We start from the raw sequence: 23,816 nt of genomic DNA on the forward strand, positions 1-23,816 counted from the left end.
TAAGCGCTATCTTGTTTTTCCTAGGGTCATGCGTTAGTATTAGAGTTAATTACAATATCTTGTTATTTAGCTTGATTATTTTTTCACAAGAATGGAGGTAACTATCCTTGCTTACCCAAATTGACAAGAAATATGATTACTCTAAACTCTCTAACGAAGTTGAACTTTTTTCGAAAATCACACAGATTGAAACATATGTCTATCTCTCCGAAGGGGTTTTACTCAAAGGCGGGGGTGTTTTCACAAGTGCTGATGATATTCAAAAAAATCTATCTTTTAAAAGAACTGAAACGCTTTCTATTTTTCCGGTTATTGTTAACGATGATATTTTTGGATGCATTATTTGCAACGCAACCAGTGTCTCTCAAGAGCGCATTAACTTGACTAGGACTTATCTTGAAAATATTTTTAATTCGGTCATCTCAGAAGAAAACAATGCTCATATTCAGATCTTGAATCCTTTAAACGAGCAAAGTATTTCAAGGCTACGAACTTTATCTCTTCTTTTTCGTCCTACGCTTGTTGGTATCAAAAAAGAAAAAAGCCCCTCTCATGGCAAAAATCAAGTGTCTGAATTAGCTGATAATAAAACCAGTATAAAGTGTGCATTGGATTATATTAATCAAAACATCAAACAACCACTTTCTCTAGAATCCGTTTCCCAAAACGTTTTTCTGTCGCCATCTTATTTAAGTAAAATTTTCAAAAGACAGTTACATGTTAATTTCATTAACCACATCAATATGCTAAAAATCTCCCTAGCTTGTAAAAAATTAATTACTACTGAAGAAAAAGTTAGCACCATCGCTAAACAAGTTGGTTGTTCTCAAACAAGTTATTTTTCGAAAGTTTTCAAGAGCCTAACAGGCGTAACACCTTTAACTTACAGGCGAAACAATCGATCGGTTGAAAAGATTTACACAATTCCTCATGATATTACGTGGAGCGACGATGATACGGTTTATGATGTCTCACGTCGTTTCTTCGAACGGCATAATATTCCTTACTCAGTTCAGATTGTCAATGGTTACCCTTATATCAACCAAATTGGAGAATTTGCTGATTCAGTTAACGATCGTGGCTGGATTTACACTATCGATTGTCGACAACCTACCAAATCAGCCAGCACTATTCCCGCCTCAAACAATTCCGTTATTCAATGGATTTATACCGCTTATAATTAATTTCATACATGTTTACTCAAATGATGTTTATAAAAACTAAAAGAGCCACTTGGAATTATGGATTTTAACAAGGAAATGAAAACTCAAAATCCAATTCTCAGTGGCTCTTTTAATTTATTTTATAACAAAAATTTAATCGCAGCAGCGATTACGCCACCAACCAGCGGCCCACACATTGGAACCCAAGCATACCACCATTCGCCACTGCCACCATTAGGTACAGGCAAAATAGTGTAAGCCAATCGAGGTCCCCAGTCACGCGCTGGATTGATCGCAAAACCAGTTGTCGTTCCAAGTGAAGTCCCAATAACCAAAATTAACGTACCAACAATAAAGGGTTTAAGTCCCTGTGTAAAATCTCCAAGATTAAGTAAAATAAATACAAACGCAAAAGTAGCAATAACTTCAGATAAAAAATTGAATATGGGAGATTTAATCGCAGGCCGCGTTGCAAAAATGCCAACTTGATTCCCGTTTGCTTCACCCTTACTTGCTTTAAAATGTGGTGTAAATTGTATAATTACCAATGCTGCTCCACAAAAAGCGCCTAAAAACTGTCCTGCCAAATAAGGAATCACTTCAGACCATGGAAAAAAGCCAAAGATAGCAAAAGGAATTGTTACTGCTGGATTTAAATGCCCTTGAGATCCTAATGCTCCCGCAACATACACCCCCATCGTAACCGCCAATCCCCATGAGGTACAAACGAAGAGCCAACTTGATCCCTTTGCATAACTCTTATTTAAATTCAATCCCGCACCGGTTCCCGCACCTAACAGAATTAAAATCATCGTTCCAAAAAACTCACCAATAAAACCGTTCAATGCCAACACCCTCCCTTTAAGAAAATAAAATCACCAATGATCATCTGTATTTTATCAAGGAAAGCAAGCAAAATTTTATACTTCTCCTTTTTCATTTAAAAAATTGTGATGAAATTTTATCATTTAAAAGAATTTATTTTTAATAAAAATGAATTTTTAGTATTTTGGATTTAAAGAAAGTTCCTCAGTATTCAGTAAATTAAGTGGTAAAAATATTCTTCTTAAAAGCCCCCATGAAACCAGCAAGAGCTGATCTTATGAGGGCTATTTTTAAAATTGAACAGTTGAAAATATCAATTTTCGTTTTGTAATATTTAGAGTGCTTCTACAGCAGTAATTATTGCAACTTTATAGATATCATCTTCACTAGTACCTCGTGAGAGATCGTTAACCGGCTTATTTAAGCCTTGTAACAAAGGCCCTAAAGCCTGAAAGCCACCTAATCGTTGAGTAATTTTATAGCTAATATTTCCAGCGTTAAGATCTGGGAAAATAAAGACATTCGCATGTCCGGCAACTTTTGATCCCGGTGCTTTCTTTTCGGCCACAGAAGGCACAATTGCCGCATCAAACTGAAGTTCACCGTCAATTGGAATATCTGGTGCTTTTTCCTGTGCTAATTTGGTAGCCGTTTGCATTTTTGTAACCATATCACCTTTTGCAGATCCCTTAGTTGAAAAACTCAGCAGTGCAACTTTAGGGTCTATGTCAAATAGTTTGGCAAACTCTGCACTAGTAACCGCAACGTCTGCTACTCCTTCAGCATCTAAATCCATGTTAATTCCTGCATCCGCATAAAGATATCGCAAATCATCACGAATCAGGAGGAACGACCCGCTAATTAATTTAATTCCAGGCTTGGTTTTAATAATTTGCAAAGCCGGCCGAACTGTATCACTCGTCGGGTGATTAGCCCCTGAAACCATTCCGTCTATTTTGTCCATGTAAACCAGTGTCGTACCAAAATAATTTGGATCCTTTAACCATTCACGCGCCTTAGCCTCATCCGTCTTACCTTTTCGCCGCTCAACGATTGCTGAGACCATCGCATCGATTTCGGATTGGGGCTGATTTAAATAGTCTAAAACTTGGACGCCATTTAAATCAATTCCAGCATCCTTGGCAACTTTTTCAACGCTATCCTTAGTTCCCAGCACAACTGGATTGATAAGCCCATCCTTTGCTAACCGACTAGCGGCACCAAGTACACGAACATCATCACCCTCAGGAAAAACAATGCTGATATTCTTCCCACTGATTTTTTGCTTGAGACTTTCAAATAGTTCCATGACTAAATCCTCCAATTCATGCAAAATAATTTATCCTAAGGTGTTTGGGTAACCTTTTCCGGCAATTGCCAATTAATCGGTTCTTCCCCCATTGCAATTAAAGCCTCATTTGTTTTGGAGAAGGGTTTTGAGCCAAAGAAGCCGCGATTCGCAGATAACGGACTTGGGTGAGCAGACTGCAACACTACGTTTGTCGACGTATCAATTAACGAAATCTTGTCACGAGCTGCTCGACCCCACAAAATAAAGACCACCGGCTTTTCTCGTGCCGATAACTTTTGGATAGCCGCATCCGTCAACCGTTCCCATCCCTTCCCTTTATGTGAGAAAGCTTGGCCATTTCGAACAGTCAAAACGGAGTTCAGTAATAAGACCCCCTGCTTGGCCCAGCTGGTTAAACACCCATGATGAACGGGCTTAATTCCCAGATCAGACTGAAGCTCTTTATAAATATTCTGGAGCGACGGCGGAATTTTCACACCCGGCATCACTGAAAAACTTAAGCCGTGAGCTTGATGTGGTTCATGATATGGATCTTGTCCAAGGATGACCACTTTGACCTTGCTGAACGGCGTCAACTGAAATGCTTCAAAAATATGATTCATATCAGGGTGAATATACTGAGTCTGATATTCAGAAATCAAAAATTGACGCAATTGTTGATAGTAGGCTTTTTCAAATTCCGGTTGAAGAACATCCCACCAATCATTTTTTATAAACGGTTTCATTCCCAACACCTCACGTTTTATTCTACCATATCCATTTTCAAATAACATTAGCAACTATTTTTCCGATCCGTGTTAAAATGTTCATAACAAACGAAAAGGAAATGTCTCTATGAGTCGAAAAATTCAGATCAATTTGTCCGAACTGGATCATACAAGATCATGCAGAATCATTGATGAATATAAAGACACAAAATATCTTATCGTGGGTAAGTGGGGATTGATTTCCGACACTTTTTCGGTCTACTCCATTGCGGGGGACGTTTTGGCAGAAGCCCGTCAGCAATCCCTTGGGGTCACCCCCAGATTCGACCTCTTCTGCTTCAACCAATTTGTGGGAAGTTCTGTCTTGCATTTTTCGTTGCATTACACCACGCTATTTATTAATGGCATTAATTGGCTGGTTGTCGGTAATCAGGAAAAACAATCCTACACCATTACTCACGGACGGCAAAAAATTGCGACAATCAAATCATATGCTCAAGCCGATCAAATTATCCGAATTATGACTGTTGAAAACATTAATCATGAACCAATCGTAGCACTAATTGCCGCAATTTTAAATCACCCATCATTAGTCCATGCTTCAAAACTTAAACTACCCTCACTGGAAAAGTATCCTAAGGGCGTCAAGCCACAATGGGGTGAGTTTCATCTTTTTAAGAAGCAATAGTTTCGCACAATAATCGCGTTAAGAATCAATCTCAGCGCATGTAAATGGCCGCGACAAAATTTGTCCCGGTCTTTTTTGTTATGTTCATTTTTGATTGTCAAAAGGGTTGCTATCTATGGGCTAATAACGCTTCATCACCCGTTCAATTGCCCGCTTCTCATCACGTCGCTTAATCGTTTCACGCTTATCATATTCACGCTTTCCTTTAGCAACGCCAATCAAAACCTTGGCAAAACCACTTTTTAGGTAAACCTTTAGCGGTACAATCGTAATCCCTTTATCCTGAGTTGCCTGACCAAGTTTTCGAATTTCTTTTTTATGCAGCAGTAGTTTTCGATTACGCAACGGATCGTGATTAAATTGATTTCCTTGAGCATACTCACTAATGTGAACGTTCATCATATACGCCTCACCGTTTCGGATCTGGACAAATCCATCTTTTAAATTGATTCGTCGATCCCGAATCGACTTAATCTCAGTTCCGGTGAGGACAATGCCCGCTTCATAAGTTTCAAGAATCGAGTAATCATGACGGGCTTTTTTATTTTGCGCCATCAAATTATCGTTTTTTTGCTTATGCTTTCTTTTGGCCATCTAAATCTCACCTACTTTTTTAACACTAATTACCGTCTTTTACGGCCATAGCGTTTCTTTGATTTTTGATTGTTATGGCGATGTTGGCCGTTCTTGTTATTGCCATTGCTGAAATGAATGTTGGCACCACCGTAACGGTTATTACTATTTCGACGCTCGTTATCCCGATGATGATATGATGACTCCTTCGGTAAATAATTACTAGTTGGGGTATCCTGAGGATCAACAATATCAAAGTCAACCGCGCTTTGAGCCACATCAACGTTAACAACTTTAACTCGGATCGGTTGGCCCATCTTATAGGTCCGATGTGTTTTTCGACCAACTAAAGCCATAAATTGTTCCACATACTGGTAATAATCATCTTTCATCCGACTAATGTGAACTAATCCTTCAACCGTATTTGGCAATTCAATAAATAAACCAAATTTCATTACAGAACTAACCACCCCGTCAAATTCCTCACCGAGATGATCATTCATGTACTCAGCCTTCTTCATCGCATCCGTATCACGCTCTGCGTCAACTGCCCGGCGTTCATATTCGGAAGTGGTTGTGGCAATTTCATCCAACACATTAGCGTACTTCTTCTTGGTTTCATCATTAATGCCATTATCTTCATAATAGTGAATCATCCGATGAACCATTGTATCCGGATAACGTCGAATTGGAGAAGTAAAGTGTGTGTAGAACGGTGCTGCCAAGCCAAAATGTCCAAGTGACTGATCCGCATAGCGGGCCTGCTTTAAGCTTCTAAGCAGCATCACAGAAACCATCATTTCTTCTGGTTTACCAGCGACCTTCTTTAGAATATTTTGCAGCATCTTGGGCGTAATGTGCTTGGGATCACCTTTGACCGTGATGCCAAAAGCCGTCAACGTCTCAAAGAAAGATTTAATTCGATCGGCATCCGGTTGCTCGTGGACCCGGTAAATAAACGGCACATGAGCCTCATAGTAATTCTTGGCAACCGTTTCATTGGCAGCTAACATGAACGATTCAATCATCTTTTCGGCCAAGCCACGAACTCGTAACTGAATATCAATCGGATGACCCTTCTCATCAACAATGATTTCGGCTTCATTATCTTCAAAATCAATGGCCCCACGTGCGTGACGATGCTTGTACAGAATTCGGTGAAGATCGCCCATTGTTTCAAACATTGGCACTAAATCATGATATTTAGCCATTGTCTTTTCATCATGAGATTCCAGAATTTTGTTAACCGCTGTATAAGTCATGCGGGCCTTAGAACGCATTAAACTGGGATGAATCCGATGCTTTATAACATTACCATTTTGATCAATTTCCATCTCACAACTCATACAAAGCCGCAATTCGCCCTCGTTTAATGAACAAATGCCGTTAGATAACCGCCGTGGCAGCATTGGAATGACCCGATCCGTTAAATACACGGAAGTTCCGCGACGATAGGCTTCTTTATCAATCGAGCTGCCTGCTTTGACATAGTGGCTAACGTCCGCAATGTGCACGCCCAAATGGTAATGCCCGTTTGGCAGTTTCCAAGCTGTCACAGCATCATCTAAGTCTTTGGAAGATTCGCCATCGATTGTCACCAGGTCCTGATCGGTAATATCCTCACGACCTACTTTCTCTTCATCGGTTACGTGATCTGGAATGGCATCAGCTGCCTGAAGCACGTCTTCTGGGAATTCCGCTGGGATATCATGGGCATACACGATTTGTAAAATATCGATTCCAGGATCATCAACCGAGCCAATCACTTCGTCCGCAATTCCAACCATGTAATCGGGATGCGCTTCATTGGGGTATTCAGTAATTTGAGCAGTAATCACTTCACCAGGTGTTGGTTTTAATCCAACGTCATTGATATAAAATTTATATTTGGCAATTTTTTTGTCTGTCAATTTTACTTCACCGAAATAATGACGATTTTCGGTTTTAGAAAACGGGCCAACTACCCGCTTATATTTTCGATCAACAATAGCAACTACTTTACCCTCAGGACCCTGACTTGAACCGGGTTCTGCCTGCTTAATGATTTCCATTTCAACAGTATCGCCGTTTAACGCATTCATCGTGTTATCAGGTGCAATGAAGGCATCCGATTCGGCATCATCATAAGCGACGAATCCGAATCCCTTATCATTGGCATGGAAAGTCCCTGTCAGCTTTTGTTTATCAGGATTTAACTGAAATTTTCCATCTGAAGTGACAATCACAACTTTATCCCGTTCAAGACCGGCTAATCCCTGGACAATCAGTTTAAAAGCGGATGATCCATGATATTTCAACACATCAGCAATTTTTTCCACTGAGAATTGATTATCCGGGTAAGTTCTAAGTACATTTTCAATTTCTGTTTTTAAATCATTATCTTGCAATCTTAATTCCTCGTATTATTCATAAATTTTAGTTAAAAAGCTATTCAAATCGGTTTCAAGCTGCTGGTGAGCTGAGTTGACCGTAATCATATGACTGGCACCGGGATACTCGTGATAACTAACCTCACTGTTAACCAATTGATCTCGGACCAAACGCCCACTTTCAGGATTGACAATTTCATCTTTCAACCCCTGACCAATGAAATAAGGTTGGTGAATTTTGGGTAAGTCAGCCGCAACTTGGGCACTGAAATCCGAAATTCTTTTGAGAAGCTGATCGATGTGCGTATCCAACCATTCAAGATTCGTTGCCATCACTTCAGGAGCAGTTCGGTAACGAAGATAATTAGCCTTTGCCATTTGCATAAAAGTTTGATGAACACTAAATTGACGTTTTCGAACAATTGGCGAACCAAATGACCCGCCGCCAAGTAATTCGGGATGCAGTTCCAATGCCCTGGCCGCAAAGATCCCACCCAGTGAAATGCCAAAGATACTGATCTTCTCATAGCCCTTGCTTTCCATAAACGCCAAGGCCCGTTGTGTATCTGCCAACCAGACCTCTGGTGACCCTTGACGAATAATGTCCCTAAAGTCCGGCGTACCGTGTCCCGTTAATAACGGTGCATAGACAGAATAATTACTTCGCTCAAGCCGACGCGCTAACAATCTGACGTCGACCGGACCACTGGCAAACGCATGCAATAAAATAATTGCTTTGGGACCATGTTCAAAATAAAACGACTGGTTTGGTGTCTGCATCACTTTTCATCCCTTTCTAAACTCAAGCAAAGCAACTGACCATCAAACTGCCCAACTAACTGATAACCGGTTCTGCTGATTAGATGAGTTAAAACCAATTACATTACTTTTTACTTTCATTATAATAAAAATCCTCCTGTATTTAAACAGGAGGAATAACGACTAATGGGATGATAGCCAAACCAACCCAAGCGCTAAAGCAAAAAAGATAATTCCTAATACAAGGGTTGTCTTTTGCATAAACGCTTCAAAGCCACGTGGCTTTTGTTTGGCAAACAAGTCATCCGCACCACCGGTTAGGGCAGACATCGCGTCATTAGTCTTTGATGGTTGCATTAATACTGCGATTGTTATTAAGACACAGTCGATCAATAGTAATGTTATCAATAAATTGTACACGTTACAGCCTCCTACCGTAAATTCGGCTCAATACTACTCATACTAAGTTAACACATAATGACGGTTTATTCCACAGTTAACCGCTAACTTTCTGAACTAAGTCGCGTTAATTTAGAAGTAATTTGATGCTGATTCTTGGTTGAGACATTAATATACAGTGTGTCACCCCATCGAAGCAGTGTCTGACCAGACGGCACAATCTCAATGCCGTTTCTGACAATTTTGGTCAAAAGGGAGCCATTTGGCCAAGGAATCTGACTAACGGTTTTACCATCCATATAAGAACCAACAAAAATTGATGACACAATTTGAACCGTTTTTCCCAAATTAAATTGTTGTTTGACCTTTAATAATTGCTGCAGCATTGAATAATAGACCGGTTTGCCGTTCAAGGCGTCTAAAACGGCGTATGCGATTAAAGAAACGGTTGCCAGCCCTAAGAGATGGGTGAGTGTGCCAACCATCTCAGTTATCAGGAGAATCGCTGTAAAGGGCGCTTTGCTGATCGCCGCAAAGTAACCCGCCATTCCCATAATAATAAAACTTGAAAAATACGTTTGCGAAACAAAGCCAAATTGAATAGCTAAACTACCGGTAATGGCCCCAAGCAGTCCTCCCAGGCAAAGAATTGGCAGAAAAATACCGCCGGGAACGCCACTGCCATATGAAATCATTGAAAAAATAAAGCGAATTAGGAAGAAAATAATGAGTGCCAGGGTTGAATAACCAGCGCCAGTTAACCCAAGGATAATCCGGCTGCCACCACCCAGGAGTTGGGGAAAATAAGCGCCAAGTGGGATGATCAAAACCAAGGGCAAAATGCTCTGGAAATACCAAGGCAGTTTGATTGTTTTTTGATACCACCGACCAATTCTAAGAATAACCAATTGGTAACCTCTGCCCAGGACCCCCAAAACAATCCCAAGAATAATCACCCAAATAAAGTATCTTAACGGTAACGGATTACTTTTCATATAAAGGACTGGTTTTAATCCAAAGACGTACGTGGCCACCATGTCGGAAGTCACGGCTGACGTTAATGAAATCACCCAGATGTTCGTTGAAAAATTGTGATAAATTTCTTCCAACACAAAGAGGGTGCTGGCAATCGGTGCGTTAAATGCCGCGCTCAGTCCGGCAGCTGCACCACTTGAAATTAATACCTGACGGTCAAATCCAACCTGATTGGTTAAATGGGCAATTCCCTGGCCAAGGGTCGATCCTAACTGAATCGACGGCCCTTCACGTCCCAAATACAAGCCACTGCCAATTGCTAAAATGCCGCCAAGAAATTTACGCCACAAAACGGACCACCAGGAATAGTCAATTTCTCCAAGTAACTGGCCTTCAACTTGTGGGATACCGGATCCCTTGATATCCGGTTGTTGTTTTAACAGAATCCCGACAATTAATACTACCAATAAGTTAATGCCAAGCCCCAGCACCATTAAAAGCGGGTTCTTAAGCCCACCGGTATATAACAGCTGCATTAAAGTCATCATGTGTTGAATGGCCCATCTAAACAAGGAAACCACAGCACCAGCGAATACGCCGATTAAGATGCCGTTTAAAATGGTTTTAAATTGGGTCATCCTATAACTGCCATGAACTTGCACAATCACACCACCCGCTTAATTAGTTTCGCTTTTAATCATATCACAAATTTCTAGATTTTCTTTTTAACAATTGGGAATAACAATCCTAAAAGCAGGCCCAATCCAACAATCATCCCTTTTTTGGAATCACTTTCACCAGTTTGTGGCAATTGCCGACTCGTCTGCTGATTTGATGACTGCTTTTTACTTACTGAGGTGGCTGGCTTTGAGCTGGCTTTTGGCTTTGAGAGGCTGGTAGTGGCGGAATTAGCACCCTTCTTTGCCTGGTGGATGCCTTTTTTCTTCCCAGCGTGCCGTTTTGATTTCTTTGCATGTTTGGAGTGCTTGGACTTCTTTAACTGTGTCTTCGACTTTTTCACATGATGAGTGGTAGCTTGCTCTATTGGCTTACTTTCTGAGTTAGAAAGGGACGCAGGTACATTATTGGTTGTGGAAAGCGCTTGATCAACGGCGCGTGTCGATACTGGTTTTGGAGCTTCATTTTTAAAATACAGCATTTCAACCGTTTGGGGCTCAGGTGTTGATAGGCTAATTTGTTTCGAGGCAATCACTGGTTGATATCCTTGAATCGGCACCGCCTGACACGTGACTTCTCTGCCAAACTTACCGAAAACTTGATGGCTTTCAAGTCGTTTACCGGCCTGATCGACCCCGATTATAGTCACTGGAATGGTTTTTCGTTGGTATTGCAACAGATAACACGAACGAGCCCGGTCATAAGTCGTTCGCTGCCAATCATAGCCATAAACTTCACTGCCCTGACGATAAATCGTCGCAAGTTGGTCACGGTCCACCGTTTTTTCAAACAAGGGCTCACCATTTTCGTTGACGCCACACACTTTAGTCAACACCGGTTGTGAAGCTTCACGGTCAGCCAATCTTTTATGCGACCCAGGCAGCTCTGACTGGCCTTGCGATTCATCTTTTTTAAGAATTGGGATCGTTGGCACCAATTCATTGGTGACTGTTTGAATCGGCTTTAACGGCTGAGAAGAAATCCCCGATTCCAGAAGTGCTGATGGTTGAGATAAACCAGTTTCTTTAACATCACTTGGCCGTTTCATGGAGGTTGATGATTGAGTTAGAGTGACCTTGTCAACTAAGCCAGTCATCGGCTTAATTTCTGATTGTTGTCCACCAGCTGGATTTTTTCGTGATTTTTCAGAAGATGTCGAACTAGCGTGAGTCGTTATTTGGTCAGAAATTGATTGGCCCTTTGACTGATTAGTGAGATTGGTAACATCGCTTGACTGTTTAGACGGCAATGGTTGTTGAGAAGCCTTAGTTTCTTGAAGCACTGAATCTTTGGGTGAATTTGTTCTTTTATTGTCACTTGGTTGTTCCCTGGAAATCGGTGGTTGTAGTGACGCTGGCTTACTATCCGATGCCGGCATAATTTTTACTTCTGATTGTTGATCACCAGCTTGGCCTTTTCCCTCTCCCGCAGAAGTCGTCAAACTTGGCAATGTTAGTAATTGATCAGACGTTGATTGACTCGCCGACTGACCAGCTTGTTTAGCAATCTCAGATGATCCAGGATCAGGCTTACACGCCACATAAGTGACAGTAAACCCACTTTTGACAGTCCCCCTAATTGGTTTGTCGATCTTCGGATTAATCAGCTTATAACCATCAATTGGTTTAAGAACCGGTTCATAATCACCATCCTTATCCAGATAAGCTTTCCCTTGATAAGTCCCCATTGAACTAGTGCTAAAGCCCTTGCCATCCGGGTTCTTAACCCACTGTCGAAGCGAAATTTTTACATCAACCGACTTTTCTGACTGATCAGCCGCGTGGATCACTGTCGGCATGGCTAAACTCATTAAACTTACTGAAAATAAAACGATTTTTTTCAAAATAAAATTCCTCCTAATTTTGCCTTCTAAAACTTAAATACGCAAAATAGGAGGAATTTTCTCGATAAAAGAGAGATAAAAAAATCGCATCTCTGCGATTTTTTTAAAACTACTTGTTTTGAATGTCTTCACGAGCTTGTTCTGATAAGTTATAGAATGCGTGAACACCCTTGTAATCAGCAACATCGCCCAATTGGTCTTCAATTCTCATTAATTGATTGTACTTGGCAATTCGTTCGCCACGACTCATTGAACCAGTCTTAATTTGACCAGCGTTCAAGGCAACAACCAAGTCAGCAATTGTCGTATCTTCGGTTTCACCGGAACGATGTGAAATGATTGCTGTGTAGCCGGCTTCACGAGCCATTTCAACAGCTTCAACCGTTTCAGTCAAGGTACCAATTTGGTTAAGCTTAATCAAGATAGCGTTGGCAACGCCCATCTTGATTCCCTTACGAAGGTAGTCAGTGTTGGTAACAAACAAGTCATCCCCAACAATCTGAACTTTCTTGCCAAGACGTTGAGTTGCCATTTGCCAATCTGCCCATTCGTTTTCATCCAAAGGATCCTCGATTGAAATAACTGGGTATTTGTCAACGATGCCTTCCAGCAAGGAAACAAATTCATCAGCAGTATATGACTTGCCGTCACCCTTCAAATCGTACTTCTTTGTTTCAGTATTGTAGAATTCTGAAGCTGCGCAATCAAAGGCAATGGCAATATCTTTACCAGGCTTGTAGCCGGCACGTTGAATAGCTTCAACCAAGATTTCGAATGGCTCTTCATTGTTCTTCAAATCAGGAGCAAAGCCACCTTCGTCACCAACCGCCGTTGAGTAGCCGCGTTCATTCAACAAGTTCTTCAAGTTATGGAATGTTTCAGAACTCCAACGAATGGCTTCCTTGATGCTTGGTGCACCAACCGGCATGATCATGAATTCCTGGAAGTCAACCTTGTTGTTGGCATGCTTACCACCGTTAATGACGTTCAACATTGGTGTTGGCAACAAGTGTGCATTGAATCCGCCAAGGTAGTTATATAACGGCATTTCCAATTCATCAGCAGCGGCTCGGGCAGCAGCTAATGAAACACCAAGAATGGCGTTGGCACCCAACTTACCTTTGTTTGGTGTCCCATCTAATTGAATCATAGCCTTATCAATTGCCAATTGGTCAGTAACATCGTAGCCAACAATTTCTTTGGCGATGATGTTATTAACATTATCAACGGCTTTGGTAACGCCTTTACCCATGTAACGGTCCTTGTCACCATCACGTAATTCAACGGCTTCATGTTCACCGGTTGAAGCACCTGAAGGAACAATACCGCGGCCCATTGCACCTGCTTCAGTATATAATTCAACTTCAACAGTTGGGTTACCACGAGAGTCAAGAACCTCACGGGCATAAATATCAGAAATAATTGACATGTTTTTTCTCTCCTTAGCGAAAGTTGTGACCTTTTGTACAAGGTTCACTTTAATTTTATTAGTTTAGCAACCAAGTTTCAATATAAAACTGTGAATCTTAGTTATTTTTGTAAAAAGTTTGCAAGCTTTAAAAACGAATCCGGCTTCAAACTCGCACCACCAGCCAAGACACCATCAATATCAGTCTGAGCTAAAATATCATCAGCATTATCATCGTTAACACTGCCACCATATAAAACTCGAACTTGGTTGGCAATGTCGTCCGAATATAAATCGGCAATGGTTTGTCGAATGAGGTAGCAGCCCTCTTCAGCTTCATCCGTGCTGGCTGTCTTACCGCTGCCAATTGCCCAACTTGGTTCATAGGCCAGGATAATGTTTTTGGCTTGTTGCGCCGTCACGGACTTCAGTGCATTAGTTACCTGACTGACAACCCAGGAAATCCGATCTGCTGATTGTCGACGACTCATCGTTTCGTCACAGCAAATAATCGGTGTTAAGTGATTTCGAAAGGCTGCATGGACCTTTTTATTAATAATATCATCGGTCTCGTTAAAATACTTACGACGCTCTGAATGGCCAATGATAACGTGAGTGACGCCCATTTCAGCCAATGCTTTTGGACTGGTTTCACCCGTATAAGCACCCTCATCTTCATAAAAACAGTTCTCCGCCGCAATGATCAGTGGGGAATTTGTATTATGTTCAAGCATACTTTCCAAAAATAAGGGCGAGGCTGCAATGCAAGTCTCAGTGACTTTGGGGTCCGGAAGCTTTCCGTTGATCGTGTTTAAAAAGTTAATCGCCTCATCAACCGATAAATTCATTTTCCAATTACCGGCGATAAATGGAATCCTCATCATTAAATCATTCCTTTACAATTAGTTACTCATAAATAATTGTAACAAAAGAAACCCTAAAAGCCATTAAGAAGGTTATTCCATTTTAAAGCATGATAAAAAAATCCCGACAAAGCGGGATTTTTTAACTATTTATTGTCGATTGCGGCAATACCAGGTAATGTCTTGCCTTCAAGATATTGAAGGGAAGCGCCACCACCAGTTGAAATATGAGTCAACTTATCAGCAACACCTAATTGCTTAACAGCGGCAGTTGAATCGCCACCACCAACAATGGTCGTTGCATCAGTTAATGAACCCAGGAATTCACCAACTTTAAGGGTTCCTTGGGCAAAATTACTCATTTCAAAGACACCCATTGGGCCGTTCCAAACGACGGTCTTGGCATCCTTGAGTACTTTTTCAAATTCATCAATTGACTTAGGACCGATATCAAGGGCCATCCAGCCATCATCAATGTCGCCTTCAACGACTTTGTGTTCTGCATCGTTGTTGAAGCTCTTAGCAACAACATTATCGGAAGGCAAAACAATCTTATTGCCACCCTTTTCAAGGATACTCTTGGCAACGTCAATCTTATCCTTTTCAACCAACGAATCACCGACTTTGATCCCCTTAGCGGCGTAAAAGGTATAAGTCATTCCGCCACCAATGATGATCTTGTCAGCTTTGCTTAATAGGTTATCAATCACGCCGATCTTGTCAGAAACCTTGGCACCACCAAGAATGGCAACAAATGGTCGTTGTGGATTATTAACGGCTTCTCCCAGGAATTGGATTTCCTTTTCCATCAAGAATCCAGCAGCAACCGGTTTGCCACTCTTGTGCATCGCTTCAGCAATCCCAACGTTTGATGCGTGTTGACGATGAGCCGTTCCGAAAGCATCGTTAATGTATTCATCGCCAAGTGAAGCCCAGTATTCACCAAGTTTGGGATCATTACCAGATTCACGCTTGACATATTCGCCGTTAACAACGTCTTCATAACGGGTGTTTTCAACTAGTAAGACGCTGCCGTCTGTCAACTTGTTAATCGCGTCTTCAAGCTGTTGACCTTCCGTTACTGGAACAAAGGTTACCGGTTTATTCAATAAGTTTGAAAGCCGTTCGGCAACCGGCCGTAAGGAAAGGCCTTTTTTATCTTCTTCCTTCTTAATTCGACCCAAGTGTGAAAACAGAATGGCTTTACCTTTATGATCCAGTACGAACTTAATCGTTGGTAAAGCTGCCTGAATTCGGTTATCGTCACCAATTACGCCATCTTTGATTGGCACATTGAAGTCGACACGCATCAAAACTTTTTTACCTTCAAGATCCAAATCAGAAACTGTTAATTTTGCCAATTTAGAAACCTCCTACGCACAAAAATTGTTTGTGATTCCTAGAACATACACTTAGATAACAAAAGACGGAGAAGACGCCCTCTCCGTCGATTGGTTAACTTAATTATTAAAGTGAAGCAAACTTCAACAGGGTACGTACCATGTTGCAAGTGAAGCCCCATTCGTTGTCATACCAAGCAACAGTCTTAACCAATTGTGCGCCGTCGTCACCATTTGTAACTTCAGTTTGAGTTGGGTCAAATACTGAACCATGAGGATCATTGATGATATCTGATGAAACAATTTCATCATCATTGTATCCAAAGGCTTCGTTATTCTCAGTATGTTTCTTCATTGTTTCGTTGACTTCGTCAGCAGTTACTTTCTTATCCAAAACAGCTACCAACTCAGTTAATGACCCATCAACAACGGCAACCCGTTGTGCGTGACCCATTAATTTACCATTAACGGAAGGAACAACCAAACCAAGTGCCTTAGCAGCACCAGATGAATGAGGAATTGTGTTTGCTGAAGCAGTTCGGTTGTTACGCTTCTTCTTAGTCTTAGGACCATCAAGAATTTGTTGTGAAGCAGTGAAAGCATGAACAGTGGTCATGGTACCAACTTTAATACCAAAGTCTTTATCCAAGAAGTATGCCATTGGCGCCAAGCAGTTGGTTGTGCAAGAACCAGCTGAAACAATCACATCGTTACCGTTCAAAGTGTCCAAGTTAACACCTGGAACAACGGTTTTAATTTGACCAGCAGGTGCTGAAATCAAAACACGCTTTGCGCCGGCCTTGATGTGAGCTTGTGATTTTTCTTCGGATGTGTAAAAACCAGTACATTCAAGAACGAAATCAACGCCATCGTTTTTAACCCAAGGAAGGTTAGAAGCATCTTTTTCAGCGTAAACCGGAATTTCCTTGCCATCAACAACGATTCCCTTATCAGTTGATGAAACATCACCAGGGAAACGACCATGAGTTGAATCATACTTCAAAAGGTATGCCAACATCGACGGTGTGGTTAAATCGTTAATTGCGGCCACTTCAATTTGATCAGAGTGTAATTCGTGAATCCGCTTGAATGCCAAACGACCAATTCGGCCAAAACCATTAATACCAATCTTTACAGTCATACTGTGTTTTCCTCCTTTAGGAAATAAGAAAATATTAAATATGATTAATAGTACAAAGTTAATCGTACCACTAATTGGAGATAAAGTCAGCACCCTTGTGAATAAACTCTCAATTAGAGTGCATCGAGTAAATTGAAATATTACCCAAGTACGAGTATAGCAGACGATTGAATAATTGCAATGCGTTCTATATTAGTAACCGCTTTCACTAACTTGATTTTTTTCACTATTTTTTAGGGATCGCAAACTTATGACGAATAATGCCATATTTAGTAATAACTGCCAATTTTAAACGATCATCGAGCAAGCAAAAGTTAATCAGTATTATCAAAGCCGTCAACATTTTTGATCTAACCCTTGAAAAAAGCTTCGATTTCTAGTATATTTATATAGTACGTTACGATAAAAGCATTTTTTATGCGCCCGTAGTGTAATGGATCGCACGTAAGATTCCGGTTCTTGAGATGAGGGTTCGATTCCCCCCGGGCGCATTGCAAATGTTAAAAAGCAAAACGGTTACGGTAGCAATTCAGCTGTCGTAACCGTTTTTGTTTTTTAGTTATTGAAGATAAGCCACCAACTTGGCAATGTCCGCACTAATAATGCCTAATCATCCAAATCATGAAAATCGACTCCCTGTTTCGCATAAAAGTCAATGATCGTCTGCTTTTGATCCATGAATTTTGGTGGCAACGACAATTGCGACCCCATCGTTAGAATGGATTCTTCCAAACTAAATCCTGGTGTGGTGGTTGCCAGCTCAATTCGATTATCGCCGGGATCGCGAACGTAGATACTCTTAAACCAACCACGATCTGCATATTCTTCACGATTCAACTGTAGTTCTTCAGCTCTATCCCAAAGTTCAAATAACCTTTTTTCACTTGAGACTTGTAAGGCAATGTGATCAATGCTTCCCCGGCCAAAACGGGTTCGCGTATCGGGATGCGGACTTTTAAACAGTTCAATCGAAGACTTGCCTGCCAATTGAACTGCGTGATCTTGAATTGGCAATCCTAACCAATCATGAAAAAACGCTGCGGTGGCAGATGGATCAGGCACATGGAGTTCAGTCCCTAAGAATCCCGAAATTTGCTTTTCCGGTGGAATCCCATTATTAGGAACCACCCGCCAATCGGTTAGCTGATCTGCTGTTTCCAACAATTTAATTTCAATTTTATCCGGGTCTTCAAATCTAAGTCCATTTTCAATCGCCGTCACAGGAATTGCCAGGTCTTCCAATCGACGATGCCAAAAATCAGCACTGCCATAGGGAATTGCCAGCTTTATATTATTAAAGAAGTGCTTGCCGTCAGTTCTTCTTCCCAGTAGTGGCAAGACAAAGAAAGTGACTACCGTTCCCGGGCTTCCTAAGTAGTCGCCATAAAACAAATGCCGAATCCTAATATTTTCTTGATTAACTGAATTCTTAACAAGCCGCATCCCCAATATTTTCGTATAGAAATGAACGTTTTGAACGGCGTCTCTTGTTAATAGTGAAATATGATGTGTCTGCATGTAATCAACTCCTCGTTACCCGTTGATAATTCCGATTTAATTGTATCATGAATGTATCCGCTTTCTAATAATTATGACGTTTTAAGACAGCTGATTTAAATTTGCTGCCATCACTCTTTTTAAATGATCGAGCAAACCATTTGACCTTTTTTGACCAATCAATTAAACTGTAATCATGAACTTGGCAAATGCCATCTTTCATAAAACTGCTAAGGAGGCATATTCAATGAATTTAGTGCCAACTGTTATTGAACAATCCGCTAATGGCGAACGTGCTTATGACATTTACTCACGTTTGTTAAAGGACCGTATCATCATGTTGTCAGGTCCAATCGAAGACGACATGGCCAATGCCATCATCGCACAATTGCTATTCTTGGATGCTCAAGACTCTGAAAAAGATATTTATCTCTACATCAACTCACCCGGTGGTGTCATCACATCTGGAATGGCAATTTTCGATACCATGAACTTTGTTAAAGCAGATGTTCAAACGATCGTTATGGGAATGGCTGCCTCAATGGCTTCTGTTCTGGCTTCTTCCGGTGCGAAGGGCAAACGATTTGCTTTACCACATGCCCAAGTCTTGATTCATCAACCTTCTGGTGGTGCTCAAGGGCAACAAACCGAAATTGAAATTGCGGCTGAAGAAATCTTGAAAGCTCGTAAAATGATTAACGAACTTTTAGCTAAGAATTCGGGCCAATCAATTGAAAAAGTTAACCGGGACACTGAGCGTGATAACTACCTCACTGCTCAAGAAGCCGTTGACTATGGCTTGTTGGATGGTATCATGACTAACAGTTCTGAGAAAAAATAATTAAAATAATCATTTGTGGATGGCTTAATTTTAAAGTCATTCAAAGTCGAGATCAGTTTATCTGGTTTCGGCTTTTTGTTTACTTCTATGGCGAAACGACGATGATTGATTAATCAACCTGAACGACCTAAAATGAAGATGGTAAAGTTAATGATGTCACATGGTAATCTAAATGTTTGTCGACTTTAGTCTTGATTCATTGAAACATTCGGGTTACTGAATTCAATTAATGGATAGAGGTCCTTAAAATGAAATCAACGACAACTGTCAATCAAACCAAGTTAACCAAAGCACCAGAAATTCCAACCCAAATGAAAGCTTGGGAAGTTGTTCAACCAGGGCCAATTGATGCCACACCGTCGCCCTTAAAGTTCACAACCAAGCCAGTTCCGAAACCAAAACGTGGAGAAGTTCTGGTTCACGTCATTGCCTGTGGCGTTTGCCATACCGATCTTCATGTTACTGAAGGCGATTTACCAGTTCATCATGAACACGTCACACCGGGTCACGAAATCGTCGGTCGGGTCGTCAAAAACGGTCCAGATACCAGTCGGTTCCAATTAGGTGATCGGATTGGCATTCCTTGGTTACGTTGGACCTGCGGCGTTTGTGAATACTGCCGTGCCGGCAAAGAGAATTTGTGTCCAAACTCGTTATATACTGGTTGGGATCACGATGGTGGCTACGCGGAATATGTTACCGTGCCTGAAGGATTTGCCTATCGAATTCCAGAACGCTTTGATTCATTAACGGCGGCCCCACTACTTTGTGCCGGTATCATCGGTTACCGGGCTTTTGAACGTGCCAATGTGCCCGCTGGCGGTCGACTGGGCCTATATGGATTTGGTGGTTCGGCTCACTTAACTGCTCAAATTGCCATGGCTCAGGGAATTGAGGTCCACGTTCTAACTCGTGGTAAAGATGCCCGTCGATTTGCGTTGTCGCTTGGCGCAGCCTCAGCAAACGGTGCCTATGACCTACCACCAGTCAAACTTGATTCGGCGATTATTTACGCACCAGTTGGTGATATCGTCCCTAAGGCACTTGAGGCACTCAAGCCGGGTGGCACACTGGCGATGGCCGGTATCCATTCAACCGATATTCCACAACTCAGTTATTCAGATCATATCTTCCATGAAAAGAATTTAACCAGTGTTGAAAGTAATACTCGCCGTGACGGTGAAGAATTTTTGACATTGGCTGATCGATTGGATATTCATCCTGAAATTCACGAGTATCCACTTGAAAAGGCTGACGAAGCACTGAAATACGTCGCAGCTGGTGACATTCAAGGTGCCTGTGTTTTAAGAATCAGTGAAGGTTAAATCACAATTTAACTGAAAAATAAAAAACAACGAGGACGTTTTATCATCTTCGTTGTTTTTTATTTTTTGCTTATGCAATTTTACCTTCGGCCAATTTAGTCGCAAATTCATTGATCTTTCTTAGTCGATGATTGACGCCCGACTTAGAAATCGGACCGCCCTCCACCAATTCACCCAGCTCCTTCAAGCTAACCTCAGGATGCTTTAATCGAGCTCTGGCAATCTGTGCCAATTTTGGATCCAATTTATTCAATCCAACTACTTCATCGATCATCCTGATATTTTCAATTTGTTTACTGGCCGCATTTGCAACCTTATTCAAATTTGCATTTTCACAATTCACCAATCGGTTAACCGAATTTCTCATATCGCGGACAATCCGGATATCCTCAAACTTCAACATTGAACTGGTGGCACCGATTAATTGAAGAAAGTCAGCAATCTTTTCTGCTTCTTTCAAATAAGTAATGTAACCACTGCGACGCTGAGTTGTCCTGGCTTTCAAATGATACTTATTCATCATTTCCGCAATCATTTCATTATGATTTTCATATAATGAATAAATTTCCAAATGGTAACGGGAAGTTTCAGGATTATTAACTGAACCACTTGCTAAAAAAGCGCCTCGCAAATACGATCGAATTTGGCCATCATTTGATAACAATGGTTGTGGCACCCGTTCCACAATTTGAAGACCATCAAAAATCCCCAGATCATCCAACACCTCGGTTGCCTTATTTTCAACTCGTAAAATGTAAAGATTATTTTTTTTCAATTTCATTTTTCGCCGAACACTTAATTCACCAGTGATGCCGTAAAACTTTAAAAGTAATTGATACATTCGTCTGGCAATCGCCGGATTCTCTGATGAGACATTCAAGACAAAATGGCGATTTGAAATTGACAACGAACCATTGATCCGGATTAAAGCCATTAATTCGGCTTTTGCATTATCCCGGTGGACTGTTAAAGAAGTCAACTCTTTTTTGACTTCACTTGCATACGACATGAGCAGCCCTCCTTGTGTTATTCTTCGTCAGGTGAACGACCAATCAAGTTTAATAATTCATCTGCGACTTCCTGACCGTTGTGAAAGGCACCTCGATCTTTCAACTCCAAGAAATCAGCTGAAATCACTCGACAACCCATTGCCCGCAAACCGGCAAAATCATGTTTAACCGGTTGGGAAACTTCATTCCATTTTTTATGATCAATATATGCTGGGGGAACTTCCTTCATGTTAACTAAAACCGTATTAATAAAGTTCATCCCGAGATGTTGATTTAAAACCCGAACATGATCAGCTTCAGTAAAGTTCTCGGTTTCACCCTTTTGCGTCATGATGTTACAAATATAAACAATGTCAGCCGTTGTTCGTTTTAACGCATCGCCAACATTTTCAATCATCAAATTAGGTAAGATACTGGTAAATAAGCTTCCTGGTCCCAACACGATTTGATCAGCGTTCATAATCGCGTCGACAACCTGTTGAACTGCTTCAGGCTTGTGGGAATCGTCGTTAGTCTCAACCCAAACTCGTTTGATAAGTTTACCTGCAGCTGTAATCTCTGATTCACCGCTCATCTGAGTGCCGTCGCTAAATTCCGCATTTAATTCCAGCGGCTCATTGGCAGCGGGATAGATGTGGCCATCAACTTTCATCATTTTACTTAAAATTTGCACGGCATCAAAAATACCACCGCGTTTTTCAGACAGTGCCGCGATAATCAAATTACCAATCGCGTGGCCTGCAAAAAACTGATCACTGCTTTTAAAACGATATTGAAACAAGTCCAGTTCAAGTTGCGGTAAATCAGACAAAGCAACCATCACGTTGCGAATATCACCAGGTGGCACTACGTTAATATAATTTCTTAAAATACCGGATGAACCGCCGTCATCGGCAACCGTCACAATTGCTGCGATATCAACGTGTCGATTTTTTAAATTTTTTAAAATAACCGGTAACCCAGTGCCACCGCCAATCACAACGATTCTGGGCCGGTGTGTGTGTAATGCGTCAATCATCTCAGTTTTCCCCCTTCCCTTTATGACGATCAATATCGCGATGAGAAATATTAATCGGATAATTTGGGAACTGTTGTTGTAAATCCTTACCAAGACGCTGGGCAATGGCAACCGAACGATGCTGACCACCGGTACAACCAATGGCAACCGTCAAGCTGGCCTTGCCTTCTTTTTCATATCCCGGCAAAGTAAATTTCAATATATCAAGTAGTTTATCATAGAAAAGCTGAGCACCTTTGGAATGCATGACATAATCAGCAACCAACTGGTCCAACCCGGTCTTAAATCGCATTTTGGGATTATAGTACGGATTGGGTAAAAATCGAACGTCCATTACAATGTCGGCGTCCAATGGCAGTCCATATTTGAACCCAAACGACATGACCTCCACGTGAAAGGTGTGAGTCGTATCGGTCGATTCAAAATTATGGAAAACTTCTTCACGCAACTGACGGGGAGATAGATTAGTTGTATCAACTACCAGATCCGCCGCTTTCTTGACATTTGCGAGTAACTCCCGTTCCTTTTTAATCCCATCGATTACCCGTCCATTGCGAGCGAGCGGATGGGCGCGGCGAGTTTCCTTGTATCGGGAAACCAGCTTCGTATCCGAGGAGTCAAGAAAAATAATATCGACATCATCATCTTTCTTTAAATCGGCAAACATGCCAATGATCTCATCATAAAATACCTGTGACCGCAAATCGATCACCAGCGCGATTTTATTGATATCGCGCTCCATTCTGATGAGCTCCTTAAAGCGCGGCAACAATGTTGGTGGCATGTTATCAACGCAAAAGTATCCTAAATCTTCAAAGCTTTGCATTGCCACCGTCTTACCAGCGCCACTCATCCCGGTAATAATAACGAATTGATTATTCATAGCCATGTCGAATGATGTCCTTTCGTATCACAAACTCATTTGAGTATAACATACCGGGCGTATCATTTTAAGTGCCAAATTTGTCAAACCTGCCACAAGCTGAAGATTTAATCATAATTTAACTATTTAATGCAGTCAATACAGCTCGTAAGGCCAACATAGTGTCATCAATTCTAAAAAACGCCTTGCCGGCAATTTT

General features: G+C 41.2%; 21 protein-coding genes and 1 tRNA gene. 5 read left to right on the forward strand and 17 right to left on the reverse strand.

Annotated features, from left to right (window positions below; genetic code table 11):
* Positions 1-107 precede the first annotated feature (107 nt).
* The gene (locus ED605_RS12355) at positions 108-1,184 is read left to right on the forward strand and encodes a helix-turn-helix domain-containing protein (RefSeq protein ID WP_121979196.1); all 1,077 of its coding nucleotides are present in this window, start codon (positions 108-110) and stop codon (positions 1,182-1,184) included.
* Between the two features lie 119 nt (positions 1,185-1,303).
* On the opposite strand, the gene ED605_RS12360 is transcribed toward ED605_RS12355, so the two are convergent.
* The 3 genes from ED605_RS12360 to ED605_RS12370 all read right to left on the reverse strand — a co-directional run bounded on the left by ED605_RS12360 (position 1,304) and on the right by ED605_RS12370 (position 4,025).
* Positions 1,304-2,008 carry an MIP/aquaporin family protein gene (locus ED605_RS12360; RefSeq protein ID WP_121979197.1) on the reverse strand — a complete coding sequence of 235 codons (705 nt, stop codon included), beginning with the start codon at positions 2,006-2,008 and terminating at the stop codon, positions 1,304-1,306.
* Positions 2,009-2,322: 314 nt separating this feature from the next.
* Entirely contained in the window at positions 2,323-3,297 is a 975-nt protein-coding gene (gene pta / locus ED605_RS12365) for a phosphate acetyltransferase (RefSeq protein WP_121979198.1), read from the reverse strand.
* Between the two features lie 35 nt (positions 3,298-3,332).
* Positions 3,333-4,025, reverse strand: a complete 693-nt coding sequence (locus tag ED605_RS12370) for a uracil-DNA glycosylase (RefSeq protein ID WP_121979199.1) — start codon at positions 4,023-4,025, stop codon at positions 3,333-3,335.
* A 109-nt stretch (positions 4,026-4,134) separates the two neighbouring features.
* On the opposite strand from ED605_RS12370, the gene ED605_RS12375 reads away from it, so the two are divergent.
* Positions 4,135-4,695, forward strand: a complete 561-nt coding sequence (locus tag ED605_RS12375; RefSeq protein WP_121979200.1) for an LURP-one-related/scramblase family protein — start codon at positions 4,135-4,137, stop codon at positions 4,693-4,695.
* Between the two features lie 120 nt (positions 4,696-4,815).
* Here the strand turns inward: ED605_RS12375 and smpB are convergent, their stop codons facing one another.
* From smpB to gap, 10 genes are all read right to left on the reverse strand, one after another.
* The gene (gene smpB / locus ED605_RS12380; protein ID WP_121979201.1) at positions 4,816-5,289 is read right to left on the reverse strand and encodes an SsrA-binding protein SmpB; all 474 of its coding nucleotides are present in this window, start codon (positions 5,287-5,289) and stop codon (positions 4,816-4,818) included.
* A 29-nt stretch (positions 5,290-5,318) separates the two neighbouring features.
* A complete protein-coding gene (gene rnr, locus ED605_RS12385) occupies positions 5,319-7,655 on the reverse strand; it encodes a ribonuclease R (RefSeq protein WP_121979202.1) in 2,337 nt (778 codons plus the stop codon).
* A 15-nt stretch (positions 7,656-7,670) separates the two neighbouring features.
* Positions 7,671-8,417, reverse strand: coding sequence for an alpha/beta hydrolase (locus tag ED605_RS12390; RefSeq protein WP_121979203.1), 747 nt, complete (start codon positions 8,415-8,417; stop codon positions 7,671-7,673).
* 162 nt (positions 8,418-8,579) lie between these two features.
* On the reverse strand, positions 8,580-8,816 hold the full coding sequence (gene secG / locus ED605_RS12395; RefSeq protein WP_121979204.1) for a preprotein translocase subunit SecG: 237 nt from the start codon (positions 8,814-8,816) through the stop codon (positions 8,580-8,582).
* Between the two features lie 83 nt (positions 8,817-8,899).
* Positions 8,900-10,408 (reverse strand): ClC family H(+)/Cl(-) exchange transporter, encoded by a 1,509-nt coding sequence (locus ED605_RS12400; protein ID WP_121979295.1) that lies wholly within the window; start codon positions 10,406-10,408, stop codon positions 8,900-8,902.
* A gap of 74 nt (positions 10,409-10,482) precedes the next feature.
* A complete protein-coding gene (locus tag ED605_RS12405; RefSeq protein WP_121979205.1) occupies positions 10,483-12,291 on the reverse strand; it encodes a MucBP domain-containing protein in 1,809 nt (602 codons plus the stop codon).
* 109 nt (positions 12,292-12,400) lie between these two features.
* The gene (eno, locus tag ED605_RS12410) at positions 12,401-13,720 is read right to left on the reverse strand and encodes a phosphopyruvate hydratase (RefSeq protein WP_121979206.1); all 1,320 of its coding nucleotides are present in this window, start codon (positions 13,718-13,720) and stop codon (positions 12,401-12,403) included.
* Positions 13,721-13,821: 101 nt separating this feature from the next.
* Positions 13,822-14,580 carry a triose-phosphate isomerase gene (gene tpiA, locus ED605_RS12415; protein WP_121979207.1) on the reverse strand — a complete coding sequence of 253 codons (759 nt, stop codon included), beginning with the start codon at positions 14,578-14,580 and terminating at the stop codon, positions 13,822-13,824.
* Between the two features lie 128 nt (positions 14,581-14,708).
* Entirely contained in the window at positions 14,709-15,923 is a 1,215-nt protein-coding gene (locus ED605_RS12420; protein WP_121979208.1) for a phosphoglycerate kinase, read from the reverse strand.
* A 106-nt stretch (positions 15,924-16,029) separates the two neighbouring features.
* A complete protein-coding gene (gene gap / locus ED605_RS12425) occupies positions 16,030-17,043 on the reverse strand; it encodes a type I glyceraldehyde-3-phosphate dehydrogenase (protein ID WP_121979209.1) in 1,014 nt (337 codons plus the stop codon).
* Between the two features lie 419 nt (positions 17,044-17,462).
* On the opposite strand from gap, the gene ED605_RS12430 reads away from it, so the two are divergent.
* Positions 17,463-17,534: transfer RNA gene (locus ED605_RS12430), tRNA-Arg, on the forward strand.
* Positions 17,535-17,649: 115 nt separating this feature from the next.
* Here ED605_RS12430 and ED605_RS12435 read toward each other — a convergent pair.
* Positions 17,650-18,561, reverse strand: a complete 912-nt coding sequence (locus ED605_RS12435; RefSeq protein ID WP_121979210.1) for a VOC family protein — start codon at positions 18,559-18,561, stop codon at positions 17,650-17,652.
* 175 nt (positions 18,562-18,736) lie between these two features.
* On the opposite strand from ED605_RS12435, the gene ED605_RS12440 reads away from it, so the two are divergent.
* Both ED605_RS12440 and ED605_RS12445 read left to right on the forward strand, forming a co-directional pair.
* Entirely contained in the window at positions 18,737-19,381 is a 645-nt protein-coding gene (locus tag ED605_RS12440) for an ATP-dependent Clp protease proteolytic subunit (protein WP_121979211.1), read from the forward strand.
* A 248-nt stretch (positions 19,382-19,629) separates the two neighbouring features.
* Positions 19,630-20,706 (forward strand): zinc-dependent alcohol dehydrogenase family protein, encoded by a 1,077-nt coding sequence (locus ED605_RS12445; RefSeq protein ID WP_121979212.1) that lies wholly within the window; start codon positions 19,630-19,632, stop codon positions 20,704-20,706.
* A 70-nt stretch (positions 20,707-20,776) separates the two neighbouring features.
* Here ED605_RS12445 and whiA read toward each other — a convergent pair whose 3' ends face one another.
* Genes whiA through rapZ form a run of 3 tightly spaced genes read right to left on the reverse strand, consistent with a single transcriptional unit; the run spans position 20,777 to position 23,623 of the window.
* Positions 20,777-21,715 carry a DNA-binding protein WhiA gene (gene whiA / locus ED605_RS12450; protein ID WP_121979213.1) on the reverse strand — a complete coding sequence of 313 codons (939 nt, stop codon included), beginning with the start codon at positions 21,713-21,715 and terminating at the stop codon, positions 20,777-20,779.
* 17 nt (positions 21,716-21,732) lie between these two features.
* Positions 21,733-22,734, reverse strand: a complete 1,002-nt coding sequence (gene mgfK, locus ED605_RS12455; protein WP_121979214.1) for a gluconeogenesis morphogenetic factor MgfK — start codon at positions 22,732-22,734, stop codon at positions 21,733-21,735.
* A 1-nt stretch (position 22,735) separates the two neighbouring features.
* Positions 22,736-23,623: an RNase adapter RapZ gene (gene rapZ, locus ED605_RS12460; protein WP_121979215.1), complete on the reverse strand. Its 888-nt coding sequence runs from the start codon at positions 23,621-23,623 to the stop codon at positions 22,736-22,738.
* Positions 23,624-23,816: the final 193 nt, after the last annotated feature.

Source organism: Lentilactobacillus raoultii (assembly GCF_900411375.1).
Taxonomy (GTDB): domain Bacteria; phylum Bacillota; class Bacilli; order Lactobacillales; family Lactobacillaceae; genus Lentilactobacillus; species Lentilactobacillus raoultii.